Source organism: Litorivivens sp. (assembly GCF_041624475.1).
Lineage (GTDB): Bacteria > Pseudomonadota > Gammaproteobacteria > Pseudomonadales > Spongiibacteraceae > Litorivivens.
In genome coordinates, this window is the sequence record NZ_JBFJUX010000001.1 from 110,015 (window position 1) to 130,844 (window position 20,830).

The 20,830-nt window shown below is 56.1% G+C and carries 18 protein-coding genes; 11 read left to right on the plus strand and 7 right to left on the minus strand.

Annotated features, from left to right (window positions below; all coding sequences use genetic code 11):
* Window positions 1–62 precede the first annotated feature (62 nt).
* The 7 genes from ABY734_RS00530 to ABY734_RS00560 all read left to right on the plus strand — a co-directional run bounded on the left by ABY734_RS00530 (window position 63) and on the right by ABY734_RS00560 (window position 4,509).
* Window positions 63–719: a transposase gene (locus ABY734_RS00530; protein WP_372776998.1), complete on the plus strand. Its 657-nt coding sequence runs from the start codon at window positions 63–65 to the stop codon at window positions 717–719.
* A gap of 51 nt (window positions 720–770) precedes the next feature.
* Window positions 771–1,178 carry a GFA family protein gene (locus tag ABY734_RS00535; RefSeq protein WP_372777442.1) on the plus strand — a complete coding sequence of 136 codons (408 nt, stop codon included), beginning with the start codon at window positions 771–773 and terminating at the stop codon, window positions 1,176–1,178.
* A 361-nt stretch (window positions 1,179–1,539) separates the two neighbouring features.
* The gene (locus ABY734_RS00540) at window positions 1,540–1,698 is read left to right on the plus strand and encodes a hypothetical protein (protein ID WP_372776999.1); all 159 of its coding nucleotides are present in this window, start codon (window positions 1,540–1,542) and stop codon (window positions 1,696–1,698) included.
* 236 nt (window positions 1,699–1,934) lie between these two features.
* Window positions 1,935–2,372: a cupin domain-containing protein gene (locus ABY734_RS00545; protein WP_372777000.1), complete on the plus strand. Its 438-nt coding sequence runs from the start codon at window positions 1,935–1,937 to the stop codon at window positions 2,370–2,372.
* Window positions 2,373–2,719: 347 nt separating this feature from the next.
* Window positions 2,720–2,968: a DUF6868 family protein gene (locus tag ABY734_RS00550; protein ID WP_372777001.1), complete on the plus strand. Its 249-nt coding sequence runs from the start codon at window positions 2,720–2,722 to the stop codon at window positions 2,966–2,968.
* 2 nt (window positions 2,969–2,970) lie between these two features.
* Window positions 2,971–4,029 carry a permease gene (locus tag ABY734_RS00555; RefSeq protein WP_372777002.1) on the plus strand — a complete coding sequence of 353 codons (1,059 nt, stop codon included), beginning with the start codon at window positions 2,971–2,973 and terminating at the stop codon, window positions 4,027–4,029.
* 45 nt (window positions 4,030–4,074) lie between these two features.
* The gene (locus ABY734_RS00560) at window positions 4,075–4,509 is read left to right on the plus strand and encodes a PaaI family thioesterase (protein WP_372777003.1); all 435 of its coding nucleotides are present in this window, start codon (window positions 4,075–4,077) and stop codon (window positions 4,507–4,509) included.
* 26 nt (window positions 4,510–4,535) lie between these two features.
* Here ABY734_RS00560 and ABY734_RS00565 read toward each other — a convergent pair whose 3' ends face one another.
* From ABY734_RS00565 to ABY734_RS00585, 5 genes are all read right to left on the minus strand, one after another.
* Window positions 4,536–5,153, minus strand: coding sequence for a YqaA family protein (locus ABY734_RS00565; protein WP_372777004.1), 618 nt, complete (start codon window positions 5,151–5,153; stop codon window positions 4,536–4,538).
* A gap of 11 nt (window positions 5,154–5,164) precedes the next feature.
* Window positions 5,165–7,732: a TonB-dependent receptor gene (locus ABY734_RS00570; RefSeq protein ID WP_372777005.1), complete on the minus strand. Its 2,568-nt coding sequence runs from the start codon at window positions 7,730–7,732 to the stop codon at window positions 5,165–5,167.
* Between the two features lie 65 nt (window positions 7,733–7,797).
* Window positions 7,798–8,475, minus strand: coding sequence for a sterol desaturase family protein (locus ABY734_RS00575; RefSeq protein WP_372777006.1), 678 nt, complete (start codon window positions 8,473–8,475; stop codon window positions 7,798–7,800).
* Window positions 8,472–9,233: a FadR/GntR family transcriptional regulator gene (locus ABY734_RS00580; protein WP_372777007.1), complete on the minus strand. Its 762-nt coding sequence runs from the start codon at window positions 9,231–9,233 to the stop codon at window positions 8,472–8,474. The genes ABY734_RS00575 and ABY734_RS00580 overlap by 4 nt, the downstream gene beginning before the upstream one ends.
* A gap of 192 nt (window positions 9,234–9,425) precedes the next feature.
* Window positions 9,426–10,406, minus strand: coding sequence for a 1-aminocyclopropane-1-carboxylate deaminase/D-cysteine desulfhydrase (locus ABY734_RS00585; protein ID WP_372777008.1), 981 nt, complete (start codon window positions 10,404–10,406; stop codon window positions 9,426–9,428).
* Window positions 10,407–10,637: 231 nt separating this feature from the next.
* Here ABY734_RS00585 and ABY734_RS00590 point away from each other — a divergent pair, with 231 nt between their 5' ends.
* Window positions 10,638–12,710: an alkaline phosphatase gene (locus tag ABY734_RS00590; protein WP_372777009.1), complete on the plus strand. Its 2,073-nt coding sequence runs from the start codon at window positions 10,638–10,640 to the stop codon at window positions 12,708–12,710.
* 86 nt (window positions 12,711–12,796) lie between these two features.
* On the opposite strand, the gene ABY734_RS00595 is transcribed toward ABY734_RS00590, so the two are convergent.
* Together ABY734_RS00595 and ABY734_RS00600 are read right to left on the minus strand one after the other, a co-directional pair.
* On the minus strand, window positions 12,797–14,452 hold the full coding sequence (locus ABY734_RS00595) for a Na/Pi cotransporter family protein (protein WP_372777010.1): 1,656 nt from the start codon (window positions 14,450–14,452) through the stop codon (window positions 12,797–12,799).
* Window positions 14,449–15,273 (minus strand): polyphosphate kinase 2 family protein, encoded by an 825-nt coding sequence (locus ABY734_RS00600; protein WP_372777011.1) that lies wholly within the window; start codon window positions 15,271–15,273, stop codon window positions 14,449–14,451. Before ABY734_RS00600 ends, ABY734_RS00595 begins: the two co-directional genes overlap by 4 nt.
* Window positions 15,274–15,544: 271 nt before the next feature.
* On the opposite strand from ABY734_RS00600, the gene katG reads away from it, so the two are divergent.
* From katG to ABY734_RS00615, 3 genes are all read left to right on the plus strand, one after another.
* On the plus strand, window positions 15,545–17,722 hold the full coding sequence (gene katG, locus ABY734_RS00605; RefSeq protein ID WP_372777012.1) for a catalase/peroxidase HPI: 2,178 nt from the start codon (window positions 15,545–15,547) through the stop codon (window positions 17,720–17,722).
* A 265-nt stretch (window positions 17,723–17,987) separates the two neighbouring features.
* Window positions 17,988–18,515: a (2Fe-2S)-binding protein gene (locus tag ABY734_RS00610; RefSeq protein ID WP_372777013.1), complete on the plus strand. Its 528-nt coding sequence runs from the start codon at window positions 17,988–17,990 to the stop codon at window positions 18,513–18,515.
* Between the two features lies 1 nt (window position 18,516).
* Window positions 18,517–20,802, plus strand: coding sequence for a molybdopterin cofactor-binding domain-containing protein (locus ABY734_RS00615; protein ID WP_372777014.1), 2,286 nt, complete (start codon window positions 18,517–18,519; stop codon window positions 20,800–20,802).
* The last annotated feature ends 28 nt before the right edge of the window (window positions 20,803–20,830 follow it).

Genomic DNA, 20,830 nt, shown 5'->3' on the forward strand with positions numbered 1-20,830 from the left:
AACTCAGAACAAAATATCGAGGATTACCTATGCCAAGGAAGGCGAGGAATTATCTGACAGGCATGCCCTATCATGTGGTGCAGCGGGGCAATAACCGAGAGCCCTGTTTTGTAGAGCCCGAGAATTTTCAATTCTATCTGCAGTTGTGGGAGGAGGTCTCAAAGCGCTATGGCGTAGACGTCCATGCTTTCTGCCTGATGACCAACCACATTCATTTTCTGGTGACGCCCCACGAGCAGGATGCTCTGTCTAATACGATGAAGGTGGTAGGCAGTCGGTACGCACAGCACTTCAACTCGCAATACCGGCGCACCGGTACACTCTGGGAAGGTCGTCACCGCTCTAGCCTGGTGCAAAGTGAATCCTACACCTTGCTGTGCTATCGCTATATAGAGCTGAACCCGGTCAGAGCGTCTATGGTCGCCCACCCCGGCGAGTATCAATGGTCTAGCTACCAGGCAAACGCCTGGGGTGAGAGCCACTGGCTTAAGCCGCATGAAGAGTATCGAAAGCTTGGGCCCCACGCAGCGGAACGCCAGCACGCTTACCGCGAGCTGTTCCGCAATTCACTGGATTCTGATGACATACATAAAATTCAGCAAGGCACTCAGTATAACCACCCGGTAGCCGATGACCGTTTTTGCAGGATGATAGAAGAAAAGTACGGTATAAAGGTTGGGAAGATACGCCGAGGCCGACCGCCAAAGAGGCGGATTTGATCAAGATTTATTCCCTCCGTCCCCTTTTCCCTTTTCCTAGAGGAATGAATGATGAAACTAACTGGTGGCTGTCATTGTGGCGAGGTTCGCTACGAAGTTGAGGGAGACCCATACACCCATGCATTGTGCCATTGCTCGGATTGTCGACGTCACGCGGGTGCACCGATGGTTGGATGGACAATGTACCCTCAGGAAGCTCTGACGATAACCAAGGGCGCACCAAAGGTTTACGAATCTTCTGAGAACGGGCGCCGACAGTTTTGTTCGGCATGCGGAACGGGGCTCTTTTACGCGAATAGCCAAACGCTTCCGGGTCTTATTGATATTCAAAGCGGCACCTACGACGAGCCCCAGGCAATTCCTGCGCGTGTCCATATTCAGGTCGCGGAAAGAATCACATGGATGGCGGATACGCACCAACTCCCGGAATTTGATCGATATCCACCTATAGAGGGTTAATCAGGTTGGTCGATATTTATTCCCTCCGTCCCCTTTTTACGAGGCAATTCCCGCGCGGGTCCATATTCAGGTGGCGGAAAGAATCACATGGATGGTGGATGCGCATCAACTCCCGAAATTTGATAGATATCCACCCATGGAGGGTTAAGCAGGGGTGGTCGATATTTATTCCCTCCGTCCCCTTTTTACGTTTCAATACGCGCCAACGCTGGCTAAATTGTAGAGCAATCACCCACTACAAGCCTTGTGCGCGCCGGGAGGGCGTGCCGCAGACAATCGCAAACCAGGTTATGCACCGCGGCGTCATTTCGGCGCTTGTTAAATACCCATAAATCAAACTCATAGAGGAAAAGGTTCACCCATGGCCAAGGTTGAAGAAAGAGTCAAAGAATTACTCGCAAAACATCCTAATCTTACTCAGGAAGAAGCTCTTAAGATCGTCACCGACAAGAACGCGCGGAAGAAGAATAAAAGAGCTGAAAAAACAGAAAAACGCAGTGCCAATAAGCCCAAAGATTAATAAAGGCTGCAGAGAGATATAAAAACAAATAGCTGCCTAATCTGAATATATCAAATCGGCTTTTTATTCCCGCCGCCCCCTTTTGTCATCGCAAGCTTAAGTATTGGTAGTTTAGCCTCTCCTTTGCGCTTGTAGCTCACAGCCAGACATGGTCCATTCCATTGAGCTGCGCAACGCCGCCGAAATTTGAATAGCGACGTAGTTGCTTACCTGGTGTTTCAGCAAGGAGAACGAAAATGCGTAAAGGATTAATGATCTTAGTCACGACTATGATGCTGTTTCTCGCACTGCCTGTTAAAGCTTCGGAGAATCCAATTGCTGTATCACTTGGGGACAAGTCTTTGGCGTGGGGACCCTGCCCGGCTTTTTTCCCGGCGGGATGCCAAATAGCGGTTTTACATGGCGATCCGTCAAAGCCTAATGCCGATATATATTTCAAGATCCCCGGCGGGTATAAATTCCCTGCGCATTGGCACACCTCAGCAGAGCGAATGGTACTGATGACCGGAGAGATGAACGTGAATTACCACAACCAACCCACAACACATCTCAAGAAGGGTATGTACGCCTACGGTCCTGCCAAGGCGGTTCATGACGGCAAGTGCCTGAGCAAGGAAGCGTGCGTTTTGTTTATTGCCTTTGAAGAACCCGTGGATGCCCACGAGCATAAGTAGGCTAAGGCCAAGGCACTACTGCTCTTTGCTGAAAGTAATTGGCGCGGCCCGTAGCAAGCGTATCTAAAGGGGCCGCCGCCGAAAGCTAGGGAGCGATCGACATCTACCCCCTCCCTTTTTTGGGTCTCTTTTATTCTTACAGCGCAATCACTGAAAAATGTATCGTTGTGCGCTTCCCCCTCCAAATCTTCGCCGGTATTCTCCATAAATCGATGAATGCAATCCAGCCACCTGAACTATAGTGAGTTAAGGAGGCATATCGCTTGTGAGGCAGGCATTCTCGACAAGGCGTCCTGTATACGTGGCGAATGTGCCGCTGTTCATCCCACAACTCGGGAGCACACAACATGATTGATTTATCGTCCCTGACAGAGTTCGTCGGCTGGTCCTTGGTTATCAACTTTTTTATCCTTCTTCTAGTGACAGCCGTAGTGTGCACTGCGCGACCCGTTATTCTCCCACTTCACCAAAAATTGCTGGGTATACCTGAAGATGAATTGCTACGGCTTTATGCAAACTATCTTTCGCAGTACAAGATTGCTGTTTTCGTTCTTAACTTTACCCCTTATTGCGCGCTGAAGATCATGGTGGGTTGACCATGTCCGCTTCATGCCACGGTAACGACGAGCACAACGACAAGCATAATAACCGCAGTATAGATTTTCTGTTCTGGGGCTCGCTTATTGGCGTCGGCACGCTTTTTATTCTTGGGGTTTATTTCCCCAAGGCTGTCAGCGGCCAGCCATGGCTCGAGACCATGGCCCACACAACACACCAGATGGTGAGTGCGATGTGGTGGGGCGTGGCAATCGGCGCACTGTTTATTGGCCTTCTCTCAAAGATTCCCCGCGACTTTATTATGTCGGTACTGGGGAAAGGCGGCACACTTTCTGGTTTATTCCGCGCTACCGCCGCTGGCGTTTTACTAGACCTGTGTTCGCACGGAATTTTAATGGTTGGTGCGAAGCTGTATGAGCGCGGCGCCAGCGCCGGTCAGGTCATTGCTTTTTTGCTGGCAAGCCCGTGGAATTCCTTTTCTCTAACCTTGGTGTTGATCGGACTGATCGGTCTGCAGTGGACGATTGCCTTTATCGCCCTATCCATGGTGATTGCAATCACCACCGGCTTTGTATTTGATCGACTGGTAGATCGCGGCACACTGCCGCGCAACTTTAACACCACTTCTCTGCCGGAGGATTTTGAGTTCTGGCCCGAAGCCAAACGGAGTTTGGCAAAAACCGGTTTCGATTTCCGATTTGTGTTCGATGTTATCGTTCGCGGTATCAGAGATTCCAGGATGGTTGTTCGCTGGCTGTTATTTGGTATTTTGCTGGCCGGTATATTACGTGCGCTTCTGGAACCCGCTCAATACGAGCAGTTTTTTGGCCCAACGCTTGTTGGCCTGGCCATAACTATTTTTGTAGCCACCGTTCTGGAGGTGTGTTCGGAGGGGTCAACGCCGGTTGCCGCTGATATACTGACCCGAGCCGGCGCGCCGGGTAACAGCTTTGCTTTTCTTATGGCCGGGGTTGCGACCGATTACACTGAAGTCATGGTGCTTAAAGATACCACCAGAAGCTGGAAATTGGCGCTGTTTCTACCGCTGATTGCCTTACCGCAGATAGTGGTGGTGGCGTGGTTTATGAATGCTTATTAGTTAAAAAATAACGCGTCATGCTGTTTGAATAGTTGGGGATATTAGATGACAAAACAAGAACACTTTAACTGCCTTGAGAGCATGTATGCTGCTGCTCCGGTCAATGAATTCTACAAGCCGATGATGAGCGTTCGCGAAGGCGAAGCGGTTATTGAAATTGAGCTCTCGGAAAAGTTTCATCACTCGGCGGGCGGTGTGCACGGTTCGGTGTACTTTAAAATGCTGGATGACGCAGCCTTCTTCGCGGCCAACTCGCTTGAACCGGAATTTTTTGTGTTAACCACCTCATTTACCACCTACATTACGCGACCGGTCGCGTCTGGCAAAATGAAAGCGATTGGCAAGGTGGTAAACAGTAACAAGAGCCAGTTTATTGCCGAATCGGTTGTCTACGACGCGCAAGACCGGGAGATCGGTCGCGGCAGTGGTATTTTTGTTCGCGGCAAATTGCCCTTGGTTGATGCTGCGGGTTACGCATAGTCGAATATGCCCGCTTACGTTTGTGATCAAACCAGGTTAAAGATCACCGCCGCGTAAAGGAAAAACCTCAGAAAGCGCGCCAGACCGAACAGCAGATAGGTTTTGAAGGGAAATTTAACCAGCCCCGCGACCGTACTGGCGATGGCGTAGGGAATGGGCAGCAGTGCTGCAATCAGAATAAAGACTCCGCCCCATTTGCGAATAAATTCGACATGGCCAGCATGGCGCTCAAACAGGTAGGCGTGAACTTTCGGCAGATGTTCCAAACTTACGCCAATACCGTAGGCCACTATGCCGCCCAGATAGGACACGGCTGCGAGTGCGCCGACCATCAGGTAAGGCATATCCGGGAAGCGCGCTTTGGCCCACAACATAAAAAGATCCGGCGGGATCATCCCGAGAAGGGACTCCGAAACAAAAAACAGGGCAAAGACAGCGCTGGGCCGCAACTGCTCGTGAATGAGCACCTGCAGTTCCTGCTGGTAAACCAGCACATAGGGTTGCAGCAGTAGGAAGGCGACTACAAAAATGGCGAGGGTCAGCAACACCTTTAGCAGGTTTTTCCCCACCAGCTCGTAAAAGCCACTGCTTTTGTAATAATCGTGCAGCAACCCAAGCTGTTCCCTTCTGCCGGGTCGTTTCACCGGGCCGGGCTTCAAAAGCGGAAACCCAACTCAACTTCATAGCTCGCGGAGGGGTATACACCCCCGAAGTGGGTGCCGCGGAAACCCGGCGAATCCTGAGCGGCCGCCAGCGATTCGCGGCTGGTGACATTGTCACCAAACACGGTGATATGCCAGCTTTCGTCATGAGCCTTGATGCCCGCCTGTACCCCATAGGTTGTGCCGGGCACGCGCACATCAATCGGGTCGAGGTCGGTCGCCAGCGCCACTTCTGTGGTATAGCTGGCGGTCATTCCCGCGTGGGCGACAAAGGGCCAGTCGAACATCCCGCCCTGCCAACCGAGGGTGAGGGTGGTTTTCAGCTCAGGTACCAGACGCAGGCGGCGGCCAGTCAGATCACAGGGCGGCGGGTTGGTGTTTTCCGCGGTGCAGGCGGCGCGTTCAAATTCGGAATACTCGGATTCGGTCAGGGCGCCATTCAAACCGATCAGGATCGAATAGGGTGTCATCAGCATGGCTTCGTATTCGAGCCCGTAGATGGTTGCCGAGGCGGCGTTCTCCACCACGTAGCCGACGCCATTAAAGGTTGATACCTGCAGATCTTCAAAGTCGGTGTAGAACAGCGAGGCATTCAGGCGCGCAGCACCCCCAAGCCATTCGGATTTGGCGCCAATCTCATAGGTCAACGCGGTTTCGGCGTCGAACTCCAGGTTATTGGCGTTCACTGGCTGGCCTGTGTAGCCCCCGGATTTGTAGCCCTGCGCCACCGTCAGATAGGCCATCGCCGAATCGGTGAAATCGTATTGCAATGAGGCCTTGGGTGAGAAGTCCAGGCTGGTGCGATCGCGCTGCGCCTCGAATTGCGTATCGCCGGTAATGATGACCGGGAAAATCGTCGCGCCCTGAGGGTTGTCGCCCAGACAGAATCCCGGCACCGTCAGCAAGCGACCCTCACAGCTTTCACCGGATAGCACCGCATTGCCCTCACCGCCGGTGCGGTTGTTAACCAGGGTGTGAGCCGTGTCGAGCTCTTTCTCTTCATAGCTCAGGCGGCCACCCAGGGTGAGGGACCAACTTTCGGCAAAATGCCAGGTTGCCTGACCAAACAGTGCGATGCTGTTGGTGATCTGATCGAAGCGAGTCAAGGCAGTTTCTACCGGCGCGGGCCCGCCTTCGGACTGCTGCCGGGCTTGAATTGTCTGCCCGGCTAATCGTCCGGAGGAGGCGTCGTTCAGCACTTGATCCTGACAACTCTCAGGGTCGGACGATCGCAGACAGGCCATGCGCTCCCCTTCGCCAGTGACCAGCAGCAGTTCGGAAAGCTCCAGAAATTCACGAATGTTGTAGTCCGCTTTTATGTCAGACTTCATATAAAACAGCCCGCCGACATATTCGAATAGGCCGGGCGGCGAGGTCACCCGCAACTCCTGACTAAACTGACGGAGCTCTTCATTGTTGTCCAGAATCAGAAAGGGTATCGGGGAAAAGTCCGCATCCAGACGCACCTCTTCATCAAGCCATGAGTAATTGGAGATGCTGGTCAGGGTGTAGTCACCGCCGAAGGTCCAGTCTGCTTTAATGGTTGCGTTGTAGGCGTCGCGCGCCACTCGGCCCTTTTCATTCTTTGCAGTCAGTTCATCGTAGGGGTCGGCCGATGTTTGTGGGTCGAACACCTGCATCGCCGCCAGATGCCGAGGCCGGGCGCTGATCAGCTGGCTGCCCTCGCCGTGCTGGCTCATCAGGGTGGCGTTCAGAGTCAGCCCCACGGTGAGGTCATCGCGAGCTGCCCATTCCAGACGCAGTCGCGCGGCTTCGTTATCGATATTTTCTTCGTCGATGTCGATAGTGGTGTTGTCCACACTGCCGTCGCGGGTCTGGCGCAACAACGCGGCACGCCAGCTGAGTTTTTCCGTTAGCGGCCCGGTGGCAACCAACCGATAACGCTGCTGATTGCGATCGCCCAGCAACACATCGCCCTTCATACCAAACTCCGGCTCCGGCATGGCGGTGCGAAAATGAATGGCGCCGGCAGAAGCATTTTTGCCAAACAGCGTTCCCTGAGGCCCGCGCATTACCTCGATGGTTTGAAGATCGAGCAGGGCCTGATTGATGTACGAGGCACGGCCGTAGTAAACCTCATCAATCAAGAGCGCCACTGACTGCTCAAAACCCCGGTTGTAGCTGGAACCGAGACCGCGCATATAGATACTGGGGAACGACGGCGTGGCCAGTACGTCCAGATTGGGCACGTAGTTGGCAACCTCATTCATGTCGCCCATATTTTTCTCGGCGATATCATCACCGCCGATGGCGGTTATCGACAGAGGCACGGATTGGGCGCTTTCTTCACGCTTTTGGGCAGTAACGACAATTTCTTCCAGCGCTGGGCGTTCGCGCAGTCGACGGGGCGGCTTGGTGGCCTTGTCCGAGGAGTTTGTGGCCTCGTCTGTCGAAGATGACTTGGCTGATGTTTCTTGTCCGTAGCCGGGCGTCGCTGCCAGCACGGCCGCGCACAGAGTTGTCGCCGCGATGCCGCGTGCAGCCCGCAAAGGCAAGGGCGCCCGCAGCGCGCCCAATGGTCGAAAAGAAGCTAGTAACATTATTATCTCTGTGATCGTTTAAATTGCGTGGTCGCACACTCTAGGCGCGTAGCAGCCTCGGCGTTTCAGCGCTGCAAACCGTGAACGTTGTGAACGGTAGGCGACTTCTCAACCGATTTGATGTCAGGCGCTGTCCCCAACAGCACATCGCCCAGCCCGGTCGAAACTCCCCACCACAGGCTTTCGTCGCGATAGTGATGCAGGCGATGCATGCGCTGGCGCCGACGGTAGTAGGTAATCGGCGGGCACCAGGTGGTATGACCGATAAAGTGACAGAATTCGTAGTGCAGGGACAGCACAAAGAACGTCGCCAGCGCCCCGGTCGCGAGCTCTGCGCTGGGTAACAGCCAGTAGGCCAGTACGAACAACAGCGGCACCACCGTCGGGAAAACCTCTTTGTTGATGGTGATATCGCTCAGGTCTGAGGGGTCGGCGTGGTGCGCACGGTGGGTGCGGCCAACGTTGGGGTCGACCGTTTTGCCAAACAGCGTGAACGGTTTCATGTGCAGTAGATGCACGTGAATCAACCATTCCAGTACCGGCCAGAATGCCAGAATCGCCAGCGGCGCAATCAGGTCGGCGTAACTCCAGTTACCCAGATAAAGGCGCAGACCAACAAGACCGATGACGAGCGCGGTGAGAATGCGGGGGCTCAAATGCCCGTAGAAGGCCTTGAAAAACTCTTGGGCAGTCTTTGGGTTTTGCGGGTCTGTTGTGGCGGTGTCGGTGCCAGTGTCGGTCATGGGGTTTTTCCCTCGATTTGCGTGTTCGAACTGTCTTTAGCACTCTGCTCATACAGGTCGAGAAATTCGTAAATGGCGGCGCTGCTCTCGTCGATATAGTCCTTTGCACAGCGGGCCGCTTCATCGCGCTGACCCTGTCGCACCAGCATCGCAAGCCGCTCAAAAATATCCAGCTTCTGTTGTTGACCCGACAGCATCTGGGTCATAAGCCCCCACAGTGGCTCGTAGGTTCTGCGCAGCGAGTTGAAGGCGAGACGGTAGGCAATGTTGCCGCTGCCCTCCACCAGAATCTCCCAGAACTGGAAGGCCAACAGCTGCACGGCTTCGGCTTCGTTGGTGGCCCGCATCTGCGCCACCACCGCGTTCAGACGGTCAGCCGTTTCGGCGTTTCCCTGAGTGGCCGCGTCGGCGGCAATCTCTGGCGACAGAACCTGCCGCATGCGAACAATGCTGCGTGCAACATCCACCTGAATCTGGCTGTGCCGGTCGAACAGCAGGTTCGGCAAAAGTTCTGCCCCCGCTTCGGCGCGATAATCCAACACCGTTGTCAGGCCGCCCTGCTTTACATCGACCAGTCGCGCCTGCTGGAGACGCTTGATCGCCTCGCGCACGGCATTGCGGCTGACCCCCAGCATCTCGGACAGCAATCGTTCTGACGGCAGCTCTTCGCCGGCCTTCAGCTCCTGACTGACGATGCGGCTGCAGAGCTGGTCGTAGACCTCATCCGAAATCGAGCGTTTGTTGACTGCCTGGAACATGCGCACAGGGCCTCATCTATGAACGTTCTGTCTGCCATCTGCTCGGGCTGCGCTGCAGACGGAGTGGTCACTTATCCTACCAGTGGACCAGCACTTGTCAATCCAAAGTTATTGGGCGTCAAAAATTGAGGCCGGGCGCGGGTTTCAGGCACAAACCCGCTTGTGCCAGTGGTCAGCGTGTTGTTATTTCAGCTAGACAGGACGTGAATTGTAGGTATGCCAATACAACTGGGCTTCTGAGGACTCGATTATCGAATCCAAATAGGCCGCCGCCGCTTTGGCGGTATAGGTTTGATCCAGCGTAATACCGCAGTCAGCAAACTTTGCGGTGGCCCGATCCCCTTCCTCAGTGCGCACGCCGTAGCCTTCGCCGTAGTAGGTGTCGATCAGCGTGGGCGGCGGTATCGGCGGCAGAGCGATCTTATTGCGAGACAACCATCGGCAGGTTCGCTTCATCAGCTGACCAACGGTGGCAACCGTGCAGGTGGGAATCGGACCGAGGTGTGAGGGCGCAACCCGGATTCCGACAATGTCGGTTCTGAGCCCGGCGATTGCCGCGCCAATCGTCAAACCGGCAACCGTCGCCGCCGAGCCAACAGGAACAACGATTTTATCGGGCATCGGGCACTGCCCCTGCTCGATTTGTTGGCGCAATTCAAACGCCGCGTTGATAAAGCCAAGCGTGCCCGCAATATTGGAGCCACCGGCAAACAGGAAATAGTGCTTTCGCGAGAGGCGTAAGGGATGACCGTAGAAGCGCATAACGGTATGGGCCAGCGAGCCACAAAACTTGAGCTCGGCACCAAATTTTTTCATTCGCTGTAAATTGTCGCGCACAGTGTTTGACTCCGGCTGGTCAAACAAAAGGACCGTGCAGCGCAGACCCAGTTGCTGGCAGAGCATGGCGGTGGCAACACCGTGGTTGGTTCCGGTGGCGCCAAAGGTGACCACGTGTTCTCTACCCTGGGCCATGACCTCGGCCAGAATAAATTCCAGTTTGCGGATTTTATTTCCGCCGTACACGGCATGGGAAAGGTCATCCCGTTTTATCCATGCGTTTGCGCCGACATTGGCCAATGCCTCGACCGGTGTCGGCAAATCCGCCAACTGCTGCCAAGGCAGGGCATCTTTTAACTGCGGATACGCATCGAATAGAGGTCTGTTAGAGGTCATGCCAAGCTCGTCTTATTCGGCCAGTTTTAGGGTTGATCTGTTGATTTGAGGGCCTTTTTTACCCCTTCTTAGCTCTGATTATAAAGCCCCGCTATACAGATTAACGTTTACCGCAAGGGAATACAGCGCTATTCAAATGCTGCATAAGCTCTCGCTCTTCGTCGCGCTATGGCAACAATTTTGTAACACCCCTTTAGTACATTCTCCGCCACTATTATTCGGTGTGGCGGTATGGCTGACATTCAGCGGCGTAATTTTATTTCTCGAATGGGCCTGGCAAGTGTCGTGACACTCGCCGGTTGTAATGGCTCTGGGTCTTCCAGTCCTGCGCCCTCTGGTGCGACAGATGATGAATTTCCCGATGAAATACACTATTTCGCCAGCGGCAGCTATCAGTACGACGATGCAACCCGAACACTGATTATCCAGATCAGTGAATCGCAGTTCCCAAGCGGTACCTCACCCCAGATTGGCGATGACTTCAGCCTTGCGGTGCGTGGCATTATGGATGATGCCATGTTCTGGCTACACCGGGACGGGGCCCGCGAGCGCTTGCTGCAATGGGTTCGGCTTGCCGGTAGCAGTGACGATATTGTAGGCCAGTGGCGCAATGCCTATGGCTACACCATGAGGCTCGGCGCAGGCGGCGCATTTGAACTGGAATACACCGGTATTGACGGTCTACCTCAGGGCTTTGCCGGGATCGCATCCCTGGCTTCGTCGCCCTTTCAACAGGCAGTTGCCAGCGGTGACCCAGGCGCCCAGTCGCTTATTATCTGGACGCGCGTTGAAGGCAACGAGACCTCGGCCGTGCACTGGGAGGTGTCCACCGATCCGTTTTTTAATGAGATTGCAGCAGCCGGCACACAGGTGCCTCTGGCTGGCGGCACCGTCAAACTGACGGTTAGTGGGCTGGTATCCGATACCGTTTATTACTACCGATTTGCGCAAGTCTCCAGCACGGACGGCCTGAAACATTTTTCGTTGACCGGGCGCGGGCGGACGCTGCCGGCTAAAACGGCTGCCGTGGCGAAGCTCAAATTTGCGGTGGTTTCCTGCTCCAGCTATCCCCACGGTTTTTTCGTCGCCTACCGCAATGTCGCCCGCCGCGATGACCTCGACTACGTGCTGCACCTTGGCGATTACATTTATGAATATCGTGAAGATGAGTATGGCAATCGAGAGGTGCTTGATCAGGGCCGGCTATACGCGGAAGACAATCGCAAGGAAATCGTCACACTGGAAGACTACCGCGCACGCTACCGGCGCTATCGTGAAGATACTGACCTGCAAATGCTGCACGCGCGCTATGCCTTTATCACGACCTGGGACGATCACGAAACCACCGATAACAGTTGGGATCCGGATGGACGTGGCCCCGATGGCGGTGCAGTAAATCACAACGGCGGCGAGGGCGAGTGGGAGCAGCGCAAGGCCAATGGTGTCCAGGCCTACAACGAGTGGATGCCCATCGCTGATATTGAAGACCCCTTTAATCCGCAGATCTATCGTAGCTTCGTGTTTGGTTCATTGATGGAATTAATGATGCTGGATACACGCATTGGTGGTCGTCACCAGCAACCAGACATCGTGCACGAAGATTTCAATAACGCCACCCGCCGATTGATCAGCCCACTGCAGGAGGCATGGCTCCTGCAGCGGCTTGGCGCAGCGCAAGCTCAGTCGCGCCAATGGAAGGTGATTGGTCAGCAGGTGATGATGGCGCCCTTTCAGGGTCCGCCGCTGCTGGCAGAGCAGCCCGACTCACCGCCGGGTGGGCCAGTGTCGCCCGAGTGGATCAACGTGCTGAACACCGATGGCTGGGACGGCTATGCGGCCAGCCGGCAGGTCATCTGGGATTTTGTCGAGAGTAACAAGATCGACAATCTGGTGGTGCTGACCGGAGATATTCACACCTCCTGGGCAATGGAATTACAGCAGCCGCTGATTTTGAATTCCGCGGCGCTTAACACCAATCCCGGTGTTGAACCGCTGGTTAGCCTGCAAGGGCCCAAGTACGGCGTGGAGTTTGTCACACCTTCAATAACGTCGCCGGGACTAGAGGCGGTCATACCGGCTGATATCGGGATCACCGCAGCCGAGGAGACACTCAAAGCCTACAACCCGCATATCAAGTACAGCAATCTGAGTCGGCGAGGTTACATGATTCTGGATGTCACAACCGACGCCTGCAGTGCAACCTGGTATCACGTAGCGACAATCTTTGACCGCGAAAACGACAGTGAAGAAAAGGCGGCAGCCTATCGGGTTCGCTCAGGCAGTCAGTCGCTGGAACAAGCCTAATTTTCTGATTGCTTGGGCAGCGTTTTTTGGCCCCAATTACGTGGCCCCAAATACGATTTTTCGGCCCCAATGGCGCCAGCCCCAGGTCAGGCCGCTGGGGCCTCTATACCGGGGGGCGACGGGAGGTCCTGCAAACCAGCAACCGGGTAGGTGCCAAACACGCGCAGCAGCTCGCGACCACACTCGTCCGTTTCGCGAATAATATTCATCAGGCTGGAAAAGCTGACGCCTTCAACGCCTTTTGAGTCATAGGCCTCGTCGTTAAAGCGCTGCATTTCCCTGCGATGGACGGCGTCCTCTTGTTCCAGCATTCCCTCAGTGAGGTCACCGGCAAGTGCCTGTTGACCCATTGCCAGCAGATGCTCGATCCGCTGCTTCAGGGCTTCGCGCAGCGCCTTGGCATCCGGGCTAAGGTCGCTCCAGAGTGGCCCCATATCGTCCTGCACATCCTTGATGGCCTTGGTCGCATAGATTGCTTTGCGCACGGTCGCCAGCAAGGCTTCAACATGGTCGCGGTGCTCTGACGGCAAGCCTTCCAGCCGGTTTGCATAAGCCACAATCTCGGCTTCGAGACGCTTCAATTCCTCGTAATGATCCAGATAAACCGCCATGCCCCTGCCCAATGGCTTCAATGGCTCGCTCTGACTGGCGTAGAACTGCATTGGGCTGTGGTAGGCCTGGCCCAGTAACTGAAAGGATCGGGCCAGCAATAACCCGGTTTCCTGGCGCAGCGCGACCACCGCCGCCTCCGGCACCGACACTGGCACCTTGTGAAGGTAAGTGGTGAGCTGATGTTTTTGCCCGATATTGTTTTCCAGCCAATCGGCGAGCTGGCGGATGATGGGCAGCACCAGAAAAATGCCGAAGAAATTAAAGCTGCTGTGAAAGATAACCAGCTGCAAGAGGTTATCGCTTACCGCAAAGTATTCATAAACGGCAGGTGCCAGCGGCAACATGACGAGAAAGGCAAAGACAGCGGTCAAGGCGTTGTAGATCAAATGGAACATCGAAACCTGCCGCTTTACCGCGGCCCCCGAGGTACCCGCCAGCAGCATGGTGCTGGTGGTGCCGAGGTCGGCACCGATCACCATCGCAGCCGCCTCGGGAAAACCTAGCAGGCCGGCGTGCAGGGCCGATAACACCAGCATCACGACCGCCGACGAAGACTGGATCACCGCTGCCAGCAGCACCCCCAAGCCCAAAAACCAGATGGCTGACCAGCCCACCAGAAAACTGAGATCGGTATTTCTGGCAAGATCTTCCACCCCCGTTTTCATGGCATCAAGCCCGAACAGCAGCAAGCCCAAGCCCAGCAACAGATGCCCCAGACTTTCCCAGCGCAGACGCCCTTCCAGCCAGACTTTTAGAAGCGCACCGATACCCATCAGCGGCAGTGCCAGACTAACGAGATCCAGCTTGAAACCCAGCCAGGTCACCAGCCAACCGGTCATGGTGGTGCCGAGATTTGCTCCCAGAATGACGCCCAGCGCATTGCGCATGGGCATCACGCCAGCGGCCACAAAAGCAAGTACTAACAAACCCAGCAAAGAGCTGCTTTGCAGCAAGGCAGTCAGCAAAACGCCGAGCGGTATCGCCAGCCACAAACTCGCCGTTGCACTGCGCAGGGACTGAATGACCGCCCGATTCAGAAGCGACTTTAACGACTTTTCTAGGAAGAACATGCCCAGCATGAACAGGCCGAGCCCGGACACCAGCAAGCCCCAATCAATAGAAAAACTCATCGTCGCTCCAGCTCATCCAGATAGCACTTCAAAACCGCCGGGGCCGCCGACGGAAAGGGGCCGGTCTCTGCTTCCATGACGTCCAGCACAAGCTTGCACACGGCGCGACGACAGAGTGCTTTGTCGTCTGCAGGCAAAATGTGCCAGGAGACTTCATCGGTATGGGTGTTGCTAATCGCCTCGGTGGCATAGTCCAGATAGCGGGCCCTGTGGCGCCAGCTGTCAATGTCGGCGGGGTGGAATTTCCACTGCTTCTCCGGGTCTGTCAGCCGCTTCTTTAACCTTTTCACCTGCTCCTGACGCCCTACATGCAACCAGAGCTTGAGTACCCGGGTGCCGCTGCGCGCCAGGTGTGCTTCAAAATCACGTATCGACTGATAGCGCGCGGCCCAATCACAACTAATGTTCGGATTGTCGTCAGCCAGCACCCGCTCTGCCAGAACCGCCTCGTAGTAACTGCGGTTCATCAGGGTCACCTGCCCCAGAGCCGGTAAATGCGGCTGTGCCCGCCACAGAAAGTCGTGGGCCCGCTCCCGCGACGAAGGTACGCCGAAACCAATGGCGCGAAACCCCATAGGGTCCATGCCCCCGCCTGCTGCCCGGATGCAGCCGTCCTTGCCGCTGGTATCGAGACCCTGAAAGATCACAAGCAGTGCCGCCTCTCCGCTCGCCCAGAACCGGCGCTGAACGCGCTTGAGCTGCTGCTGCAGGTCCTCTAACTCCGCAAGGACAGCGCGCTCAGGGAAGCTGCTGGCATAAGACTCCAGCCCCCGCGCCGACGCACTATCAAATTGCCAACGTGATTTACCGTCGCCCTGCATATCACCCTGCCTACTTATCAGAAGGTGTTCAGGAGAGAACACTAAAGAAAGTATAGGACAGGCACGGCACCTGCCACCCGCGACCGTAATAAAGGGTCATCGGCGAGCCCGCTTTTCGCGTAAACACCGAAATAAGGTTGTCGTCGTTTAGTGCGATTCAGTTTTGGTCCATGCCGCGAATGTTGAACTAGACTCGTATTACGCAGAAAGGTAGCGAGTGCTGGTTGATGCTGCGCCGGCAACCACAAACCCCCGTGTTGGAGAAAATAAAATGGCTGAAGAAAGTAAATGCCCGTTCAATCACACCGCTGGCGTGGGACAAACCAACCGCGATTGGTGGCCCAATCAGTTGCGCCTTGAATTGTTGCACCAGCATTCCGAAAAGTCTGACCCGATGGGCGAGGACTTTGATTACGCCAAGGCCTTCAAGAAGCTCGACTACAAAGCCCTGAAAAAAGACCTGACCAAACTGATGACCGATTCGCAGCCCTGGTGGCCGGCAGACTTCGGCCATTATGGCCCGCAGTTTATCCGCATGGCCTGGCACGCGGCCGGCACCTACCGGGTCGCCGACGGGCGCGGTGGCGGCGGGCGCGGACAGCAGCGCTTTGCCCCGCTCAACAGCTGGCCCGACAACGTGAATATCGACAAGTCACGGCGCCTGCTATGGCCGATCAAGCAAAAGTACGGCAATAAAATATCCTGGGCGGACCTGATGATTCTGGCGGGCAATGTGGCGCTGGAATCGATGGGCTTCAAAACCCTCGGCTTTGCCGGCGGCCGCGCCGACGTGTGGGAGCCCGACGAAGATGTGAACTGGGGCTCCGAAATTGAATGGCTGGGTGTAGACAAGCGATTCAGCGGTGACCGCGATCTTAAGGAGCCCTTCGGCGCGACCCATATGGGCCTGATCTACGTGAACCCCGAAGGCCCCGACGGCAGCGGCGATTATCTGGCCGCCGCAAAAGACATTCGCATTACCTTTGGTCGTATGGCCATGGACGATGAGGAAACCGTGGCGCTGATCGCCGGTGGCCACACCTTTGGCAAATGTCACGGCGCGGCACCGGAAGCCCACAAAGGGCCGGAACCGGAAGCCGCCGGCCTGGAGCAGCAGGGCTTCGGCTGGAGCAGCGATTACGGCACTGGCCACGGCGCCGATACCGTCTCCAGCGGCCTGGAAGTGACCTGGACCAAAACCCCGGCCAAGTGGAGCAACAACTTCTTCGAGAACCTGTTCAACTTTGAATGGGAGCAGACCAAATCGCCGGCCGGTGCGATTCAGTGGGTAGCCAAAGATGCGCCCGCCATCATCCCCGATGCGCACGATCCGAAGAAGAAGCACAAACCCACCATGCTGACCACGGATCTGACACTGCGCTTTGACCCGGAATTTGAAAAAATTTCCCGGCGTTTTCTGGAAGACCCAAAAGCCTTTGCCGATGCCTTTGCCAGAGCCTGGTTCAAACTGACCCATCGCGATATGGGTCCGCGCGCCCGCTATCTGGGCCCGGAAGTGCCCAAAAAAGAGCTGATCTGGCAGGACCCGATTCCCAAGCTCAACCACAAACTCGCGAGCAAAAAGGATATTGCCGACCTGAAAAAGAAAATTCTCGGCTCGAAGCTCACGGTGTCGCAGCTGGTGTCCGCAGCCTGGGGCTCGGCGTCAACCTTCCGCGGCTCCGACAAGCGCGGCGGCGCCAACGGCGCGCGCATCCGCCTGGCGCCGCAAAAGGACTGGCAAGTAAACCAGCCCAAGCAATTGGCCAAAGTGCTCAAGGTGCTGGAAGGCATTCAGGCTGACTTCAATAAAAAGGCCAAGGGCGGCAAGCGAGTGTCGCTCGCTGACCTGATTGTGCTGGGCGGTTGCGCCGCAGTAGAGCACGCCGCTGAAAAGGCGGGCGTGAAGGTCAAGGTGCCGTTTACCCCGGGGCGAATGGATGCCTCTCAGGAGCAAACCGATGTCGAGTCGTTTTCTCATCTGGAGCCGATCGCCGATGGCTTCCGCAACTATCAGCACGGCAAGTACTCGGTTAACGCCGAAGCCATGCTGATTGACCGCGCTCAACTGCTCACCCTGACCGCCCCCGAGATGACCGTGCTGGTAGGCGGGATGCGCATGCTCGGAGCGAATGCCGACCGCAGCAAACACGGTGTGTTCAGTAGCAAGAAAGGCACGCTGTCCAACGACTTTTTTGTGAAGTTGTTGGATATGGGCACCGAGTGGAAGCCGAGCGCGGACGACCCGGATGTGTACGAGGGCTACAACCGCAAAACCGGCAAACTCACGTTCACCGGCACCCGGGTTGATCTGGTGTTTGGCTCCAACTCCCAACTGCGGGCGCTTGCCGAGGTGTATGCCAGCGCCGATGCCAAAGAGAAGTTTGTGAAGGACTTTGTAGCAGCCTGGGACAAGGTGATGAACCTGGACCGTTTTGATTTGCGCTAATCACTCAGCGCAGCCAACGTGAGGGGCGGGGGCGGTTTCGCGGCCGGAAACTTATGCCGCGAACAGCCCTGCCAAGATGGGTAAAATTACCACCTTTTGCCCCCTCTTCTTGTCCTTACCCTCATCTTCTTGTGCCCTGCGCTTTTCAGGCAATAGCGCCTGATTGGGTAGCCTTCAACGCTAAGGCGCTGCACAAGCAAACTCCAGTGCACTTGCTACACTGGTAATTCATAACGCCAGATCCAGCTTTCAGGGGGATAGTTTAATGACCACCTTAACGCTCAATGGAGAAAAGGTTTCTACTGACGCGCCACCCGATACACCCCTCCTATGGGTGATTCGCGATGAATTCAATCTCAAAGGCACCAAGTTTGGCTGCGGTATTGCCATGTGTGGCGCCTGTACAGTGCATCTTAACGGCAGCCCTATACGCTCCTGCTCCATGCCGCTGAGCGCGGCCGAAGGCGGTGACGTGCGCACCATTGAAGGACTGGAAAACAGCCATCCCCTGCAGCAGGCCTGGGTAGAGCAACAGGTGCCCCAGTGTGGCTACTGCCAGTCAGGCCAGATCATGCAGGCAGCGGCGCTACTGGCAAACAAGGCGAGCCCCTCGGACGACGACATTGTGCAGCAGATGTCCGGCAACCTGTGCCGCTGCATGGCCTATGTCCGCATCAAATCCGCCATCAAGCAGGCCGCCGCACAGACTGACGGCACGGTGCAGGTTTACGATCCGAACCGCGCTGCAGTAGTCGGCGTGACCGGGCAAATAACCGAGCAGGAGGTGGGCTGAGATGACACGCGTCAATAAAACCGAACGCATTGAACACAGCCGCCGCCAGTTTCTGGTTGGCTCCGTGAGTGCCGGGCTGGTGATGGCCTTTGCTCCGGCCTTTACCCGCTACGGCTCGCTGCTGGCCTCTGAAAAGATTGAACAGAAACTGTTCAGCCCGACGATCTGGTTTCAGATAGACACGCAGGGCGACATACTGGTGAATGTTATCCGCGCGGAAATGGGCCAGCATGTGGGCACTGCGCTGGCGCGCATTGTCGCCGACGAACTGGGCGCTGACTGGAATCGTGTTCACTTTAAACACGTGGATACGGACCCCAAATGGGGCTATATGGTGACCGGCGGTTCCTGGTCGGTGTTCCAGTCTTACCTGCCGATGTCGCAGGCGGGCGCGGCGGGCCGCGAGGCTATTATCGAGGCCGGTGCAGCGCTGTTGGGCGTTAAACCCGAGCGCTGTAAAACCCGCGAAAGCCAGGTAGTTTGCGGCAATAAACGCATCGATTTTGCCGAGGTGGTCAAACGCGGCAAGATTGATAAAACCTATTCCGCCGAAGCGCTGGCGAAGTTCAAACCGAAAAAACCGGCGCAACGCGACCTGATTGCCAAGCCCGGCAAGGCGCTGGACATTCCCCCGAAAACCAACGGCGAGGCCCGTTACGGCATTGACGTGGAGCTGGAGGGAATGGTCTACGCCAGACCGCTGGTGCCGCCCACCCGCTATGGCTCTGTGGTGAAAAGCGTTGACGACAGCCGCGCGAAAAAGGTTAAGGGTTATCTGGGCTATGAAGTGCTGAAAGACCCCAGCGAGGTTCTGCAGGGCTGGGTAACGGTGCTGGCCGATACCTACTATGGCGCTATCAAGGCAGCCGACCAGCTCAAAGTGCAGTATCAAAAAGGCGATACCGCCAATGTGAGCGAAGACGATCTGATAGCCGAAGGCGAAAAGCTGGTGGCCGATAAATCTGCCGGTGCGCTGTTTGTTGAACACGGCGATATCGACGCGGCTGCGCAGCAGGCGGCTTCATCATTGGAAGGCCGTTACCGCACAGCCTCTGCCCTGCACTTTGCGCTGGAGCCGGTTAATGCCACGGTGGAATTCAAAGACGGCATTTGCCATGTGTATACCGGTAACCAGTGGCAGTCGCTGTTTTTGCCCGTGGTGGCAAAGTCGGTTGGCCTGAGTGAAGACAAGGTCATTATTCACCAGCATTACCTGGGCGGTGGTTTCGGGCGGCGTCTGGCGGGCGACTATATGTTGCCGGCGGCGCTGACCGCAAAGGCGGTTAACAAGCCGGTAAAACTGGTCTTTACCCGCGAAGACGATTCCCGTTTCGATTGTATTCGTTCGCCGTCGGTGCAGCACTTCTGGGCCTACTGGGACAGCAAACAAAAGCTGCAGGGCATTGAACATGCCGCGGCGGCCGGCTGGCCCACCAAGACCATGGCCCCCGCCTTTCTGATTGACGGTGTCGACGGCAAGGGCAAGATCGATACCTTCTCCATCAGCGGCGCAGACCACTGGTACACCCTGCCCAATCATCGGGTGCGCGCCATCAACAACCCTCTGGCTCAGAAAACCTTTGTACCCGGTTGGTTGCGTGCGGTTGGCCCCGGCTGGATAGGCTGGGGCGTGGAATCCTTTATGGATGAAGTGGCGCACAAGCAGAATGCCGATCCGGTCGCTTTTCGTCTGAGCCTGTTGGATGCCAAGGGGAAAAACGCGGGCAAAGCACCGGAGGCGGTGGGCGGCGCCAAGCGTCTGGCTCATGTTCTAAAGGAAGTGAAAAAACAATCCGGCTGGGGCCGCAAGCTGCCCGACAACGAAGGCTTGGGCGTTGCTGTTGCCGGAGGGCAGGAGCGCACCATGCCAACCTGGAGCGCCTGCGTTGCCCATGTGAAGGTCAACCGGGATAACGGTCAGGTGACGGTTAAAAAGCTCACCACCGTTATGGATTGCGGCACGGTAGTGCACCCGGACGGCGCGCTGGCGCAAACCGAAGGTGCCATGCTCTGGGGCTTGAGCCTGGCGCTGCATGAAGGCACCAGGATCAAGAACGGGCAAGTGGCGGACAACAACCTGAATACCTACAGCCCGCTGCGAATGAAAGATGTCCCGGAGCTGGATATCAGTTTTGTTGAGAACACTGAGTTTCCTGTAGGACTCGGTGAGCCCGGACTGATAGCGGTAGCGCCGGCCATTGGCAATGCCATTTTCAACGCGGTGGGCGCCAGGGTAAGGGACCTGCCGATTACAGCGGACGCCGTCAAAGCCGCCATGAAAAGCTAGCGGGGGGTTAAAAATTTATAACGGCTTG

Bases quoted from the DNA above. Each gene is read 5' to 3' on its own strand.
- ABY734_RS00575 (WP_372777006.1), bottom strand. From the start codon at position 8,475: ATGACCGACACTGGCACCGACACCGCCACAACAGACCCGCAAAACCCA.
- katG (WP_372777012.1), top strand. From the start codon at position 15,545: ATGGCTGAAGAAAGTAAATGCCCGTTCAATCACACCGCTGGCGTGGGA.
- ABY734_RS00615 (WP_372777014.1), top strand. From the start codon at position 18,517: ATGACACGCGTCAATAAAACCGAACGCATTGAACACAGCCGCCGCCAG.
- ABY734_RS00540 (WP_372776999.1), top strand. From the start codon at position 1,540: ATGGCCAAGGTTGAAGAAAGAGTCAAAGAATTACTCGCAAAACATCCT.
- ABY734_RS00560 (WP_372777003.1), top strand. From the start codon at position 4,075: ATGACAAAACAAGAACACTTTAACTGCCTTGAGAGCATGTATGCTGCT.
- ABY734_RS00585 (WP_372777008.1), bottom strand. From the start codon at position 10,406: ATGACCTCTAACAGACCTCTATTCGATGCGTATCCGCAGTTAAAAGAT.
- ABY734_RS00550 (WP_372777001.1), top strand. From the start codon at position 2,720: ATGATTGATTTATCGTCCCTGACAGAGTTCGTCGGCTGGTCCTTGGTT.
- ABY734_RS00535 (WP_372777442.1), top strand. From the start codon at position 771: ATGAAACTAACTGGTGGCTGTCATTGTGGCGAGGTTCGCTACGAAGTT.
- ABY734_RS00600 (WP_372777011.1), bottom strand. From the start codon at position 15,273: ATGCAGGGCGACGGTAAATCACGTTGGCAATTTGATAGTGCGTCGGCG.
- ABY734_RS00580 (WP_372777007.1), bottom strand. From the start codon at position 9,233: ATGTTCCAGGCAGTCAACAAACGCTCGATTTCGGATGAGGTCTACGAC.
- ABY734_RS00570 (WP_372777005.1), bottom strand. From the start codon at position 7,732: ATGTTACTAGCTTCTTTTCGACCATTGGGCGCGCTGCGGGCGCCCTTG.
- ABY734_RS00610 (WP_372777013.1), top strand. From the start codon at position 17,988: ATGACCACCTTAACGCTCAATGGAGAAAAGGTTTCTACTGACGCGCCA.
- ABY734_RS00590 (WP_372777009.1), top strand. From the start codon at position 10,638: ATGGCTGACATTCAGCGGCGTAATTTTATTTCTCGAATGGGCCTGGCA.
- ABY734_RS00595 (WP_372777010.1), bottom strand. From the start codon at position 14,452: ATGAGTTTTTCTATTGATTGGGGCTTGCTGGTGTCCGGGCTCGGCCTG.
- ABY734_RS00555 (WP_372777002.1), top strand. From the start codon at position 2,971: ATGTCCGCTTCATGCCACGGTAACGACGAGCACAACGACAAGCATAAT.
- ABY734_RS00530 (WP_372776998.1), top strand. From the start codon at position 63: ATGCCCTATCATGTGGTGCAGCGGGGCAATAACCGAGAGCCCTGTTTT.
- ABY734_RS00545 (WP_372777000.1), top strand. From the start codon at position 1,935: ATGCGTAAAGGATTAATGATCTTAGTCACGACTATGATGCTGTTTCTC.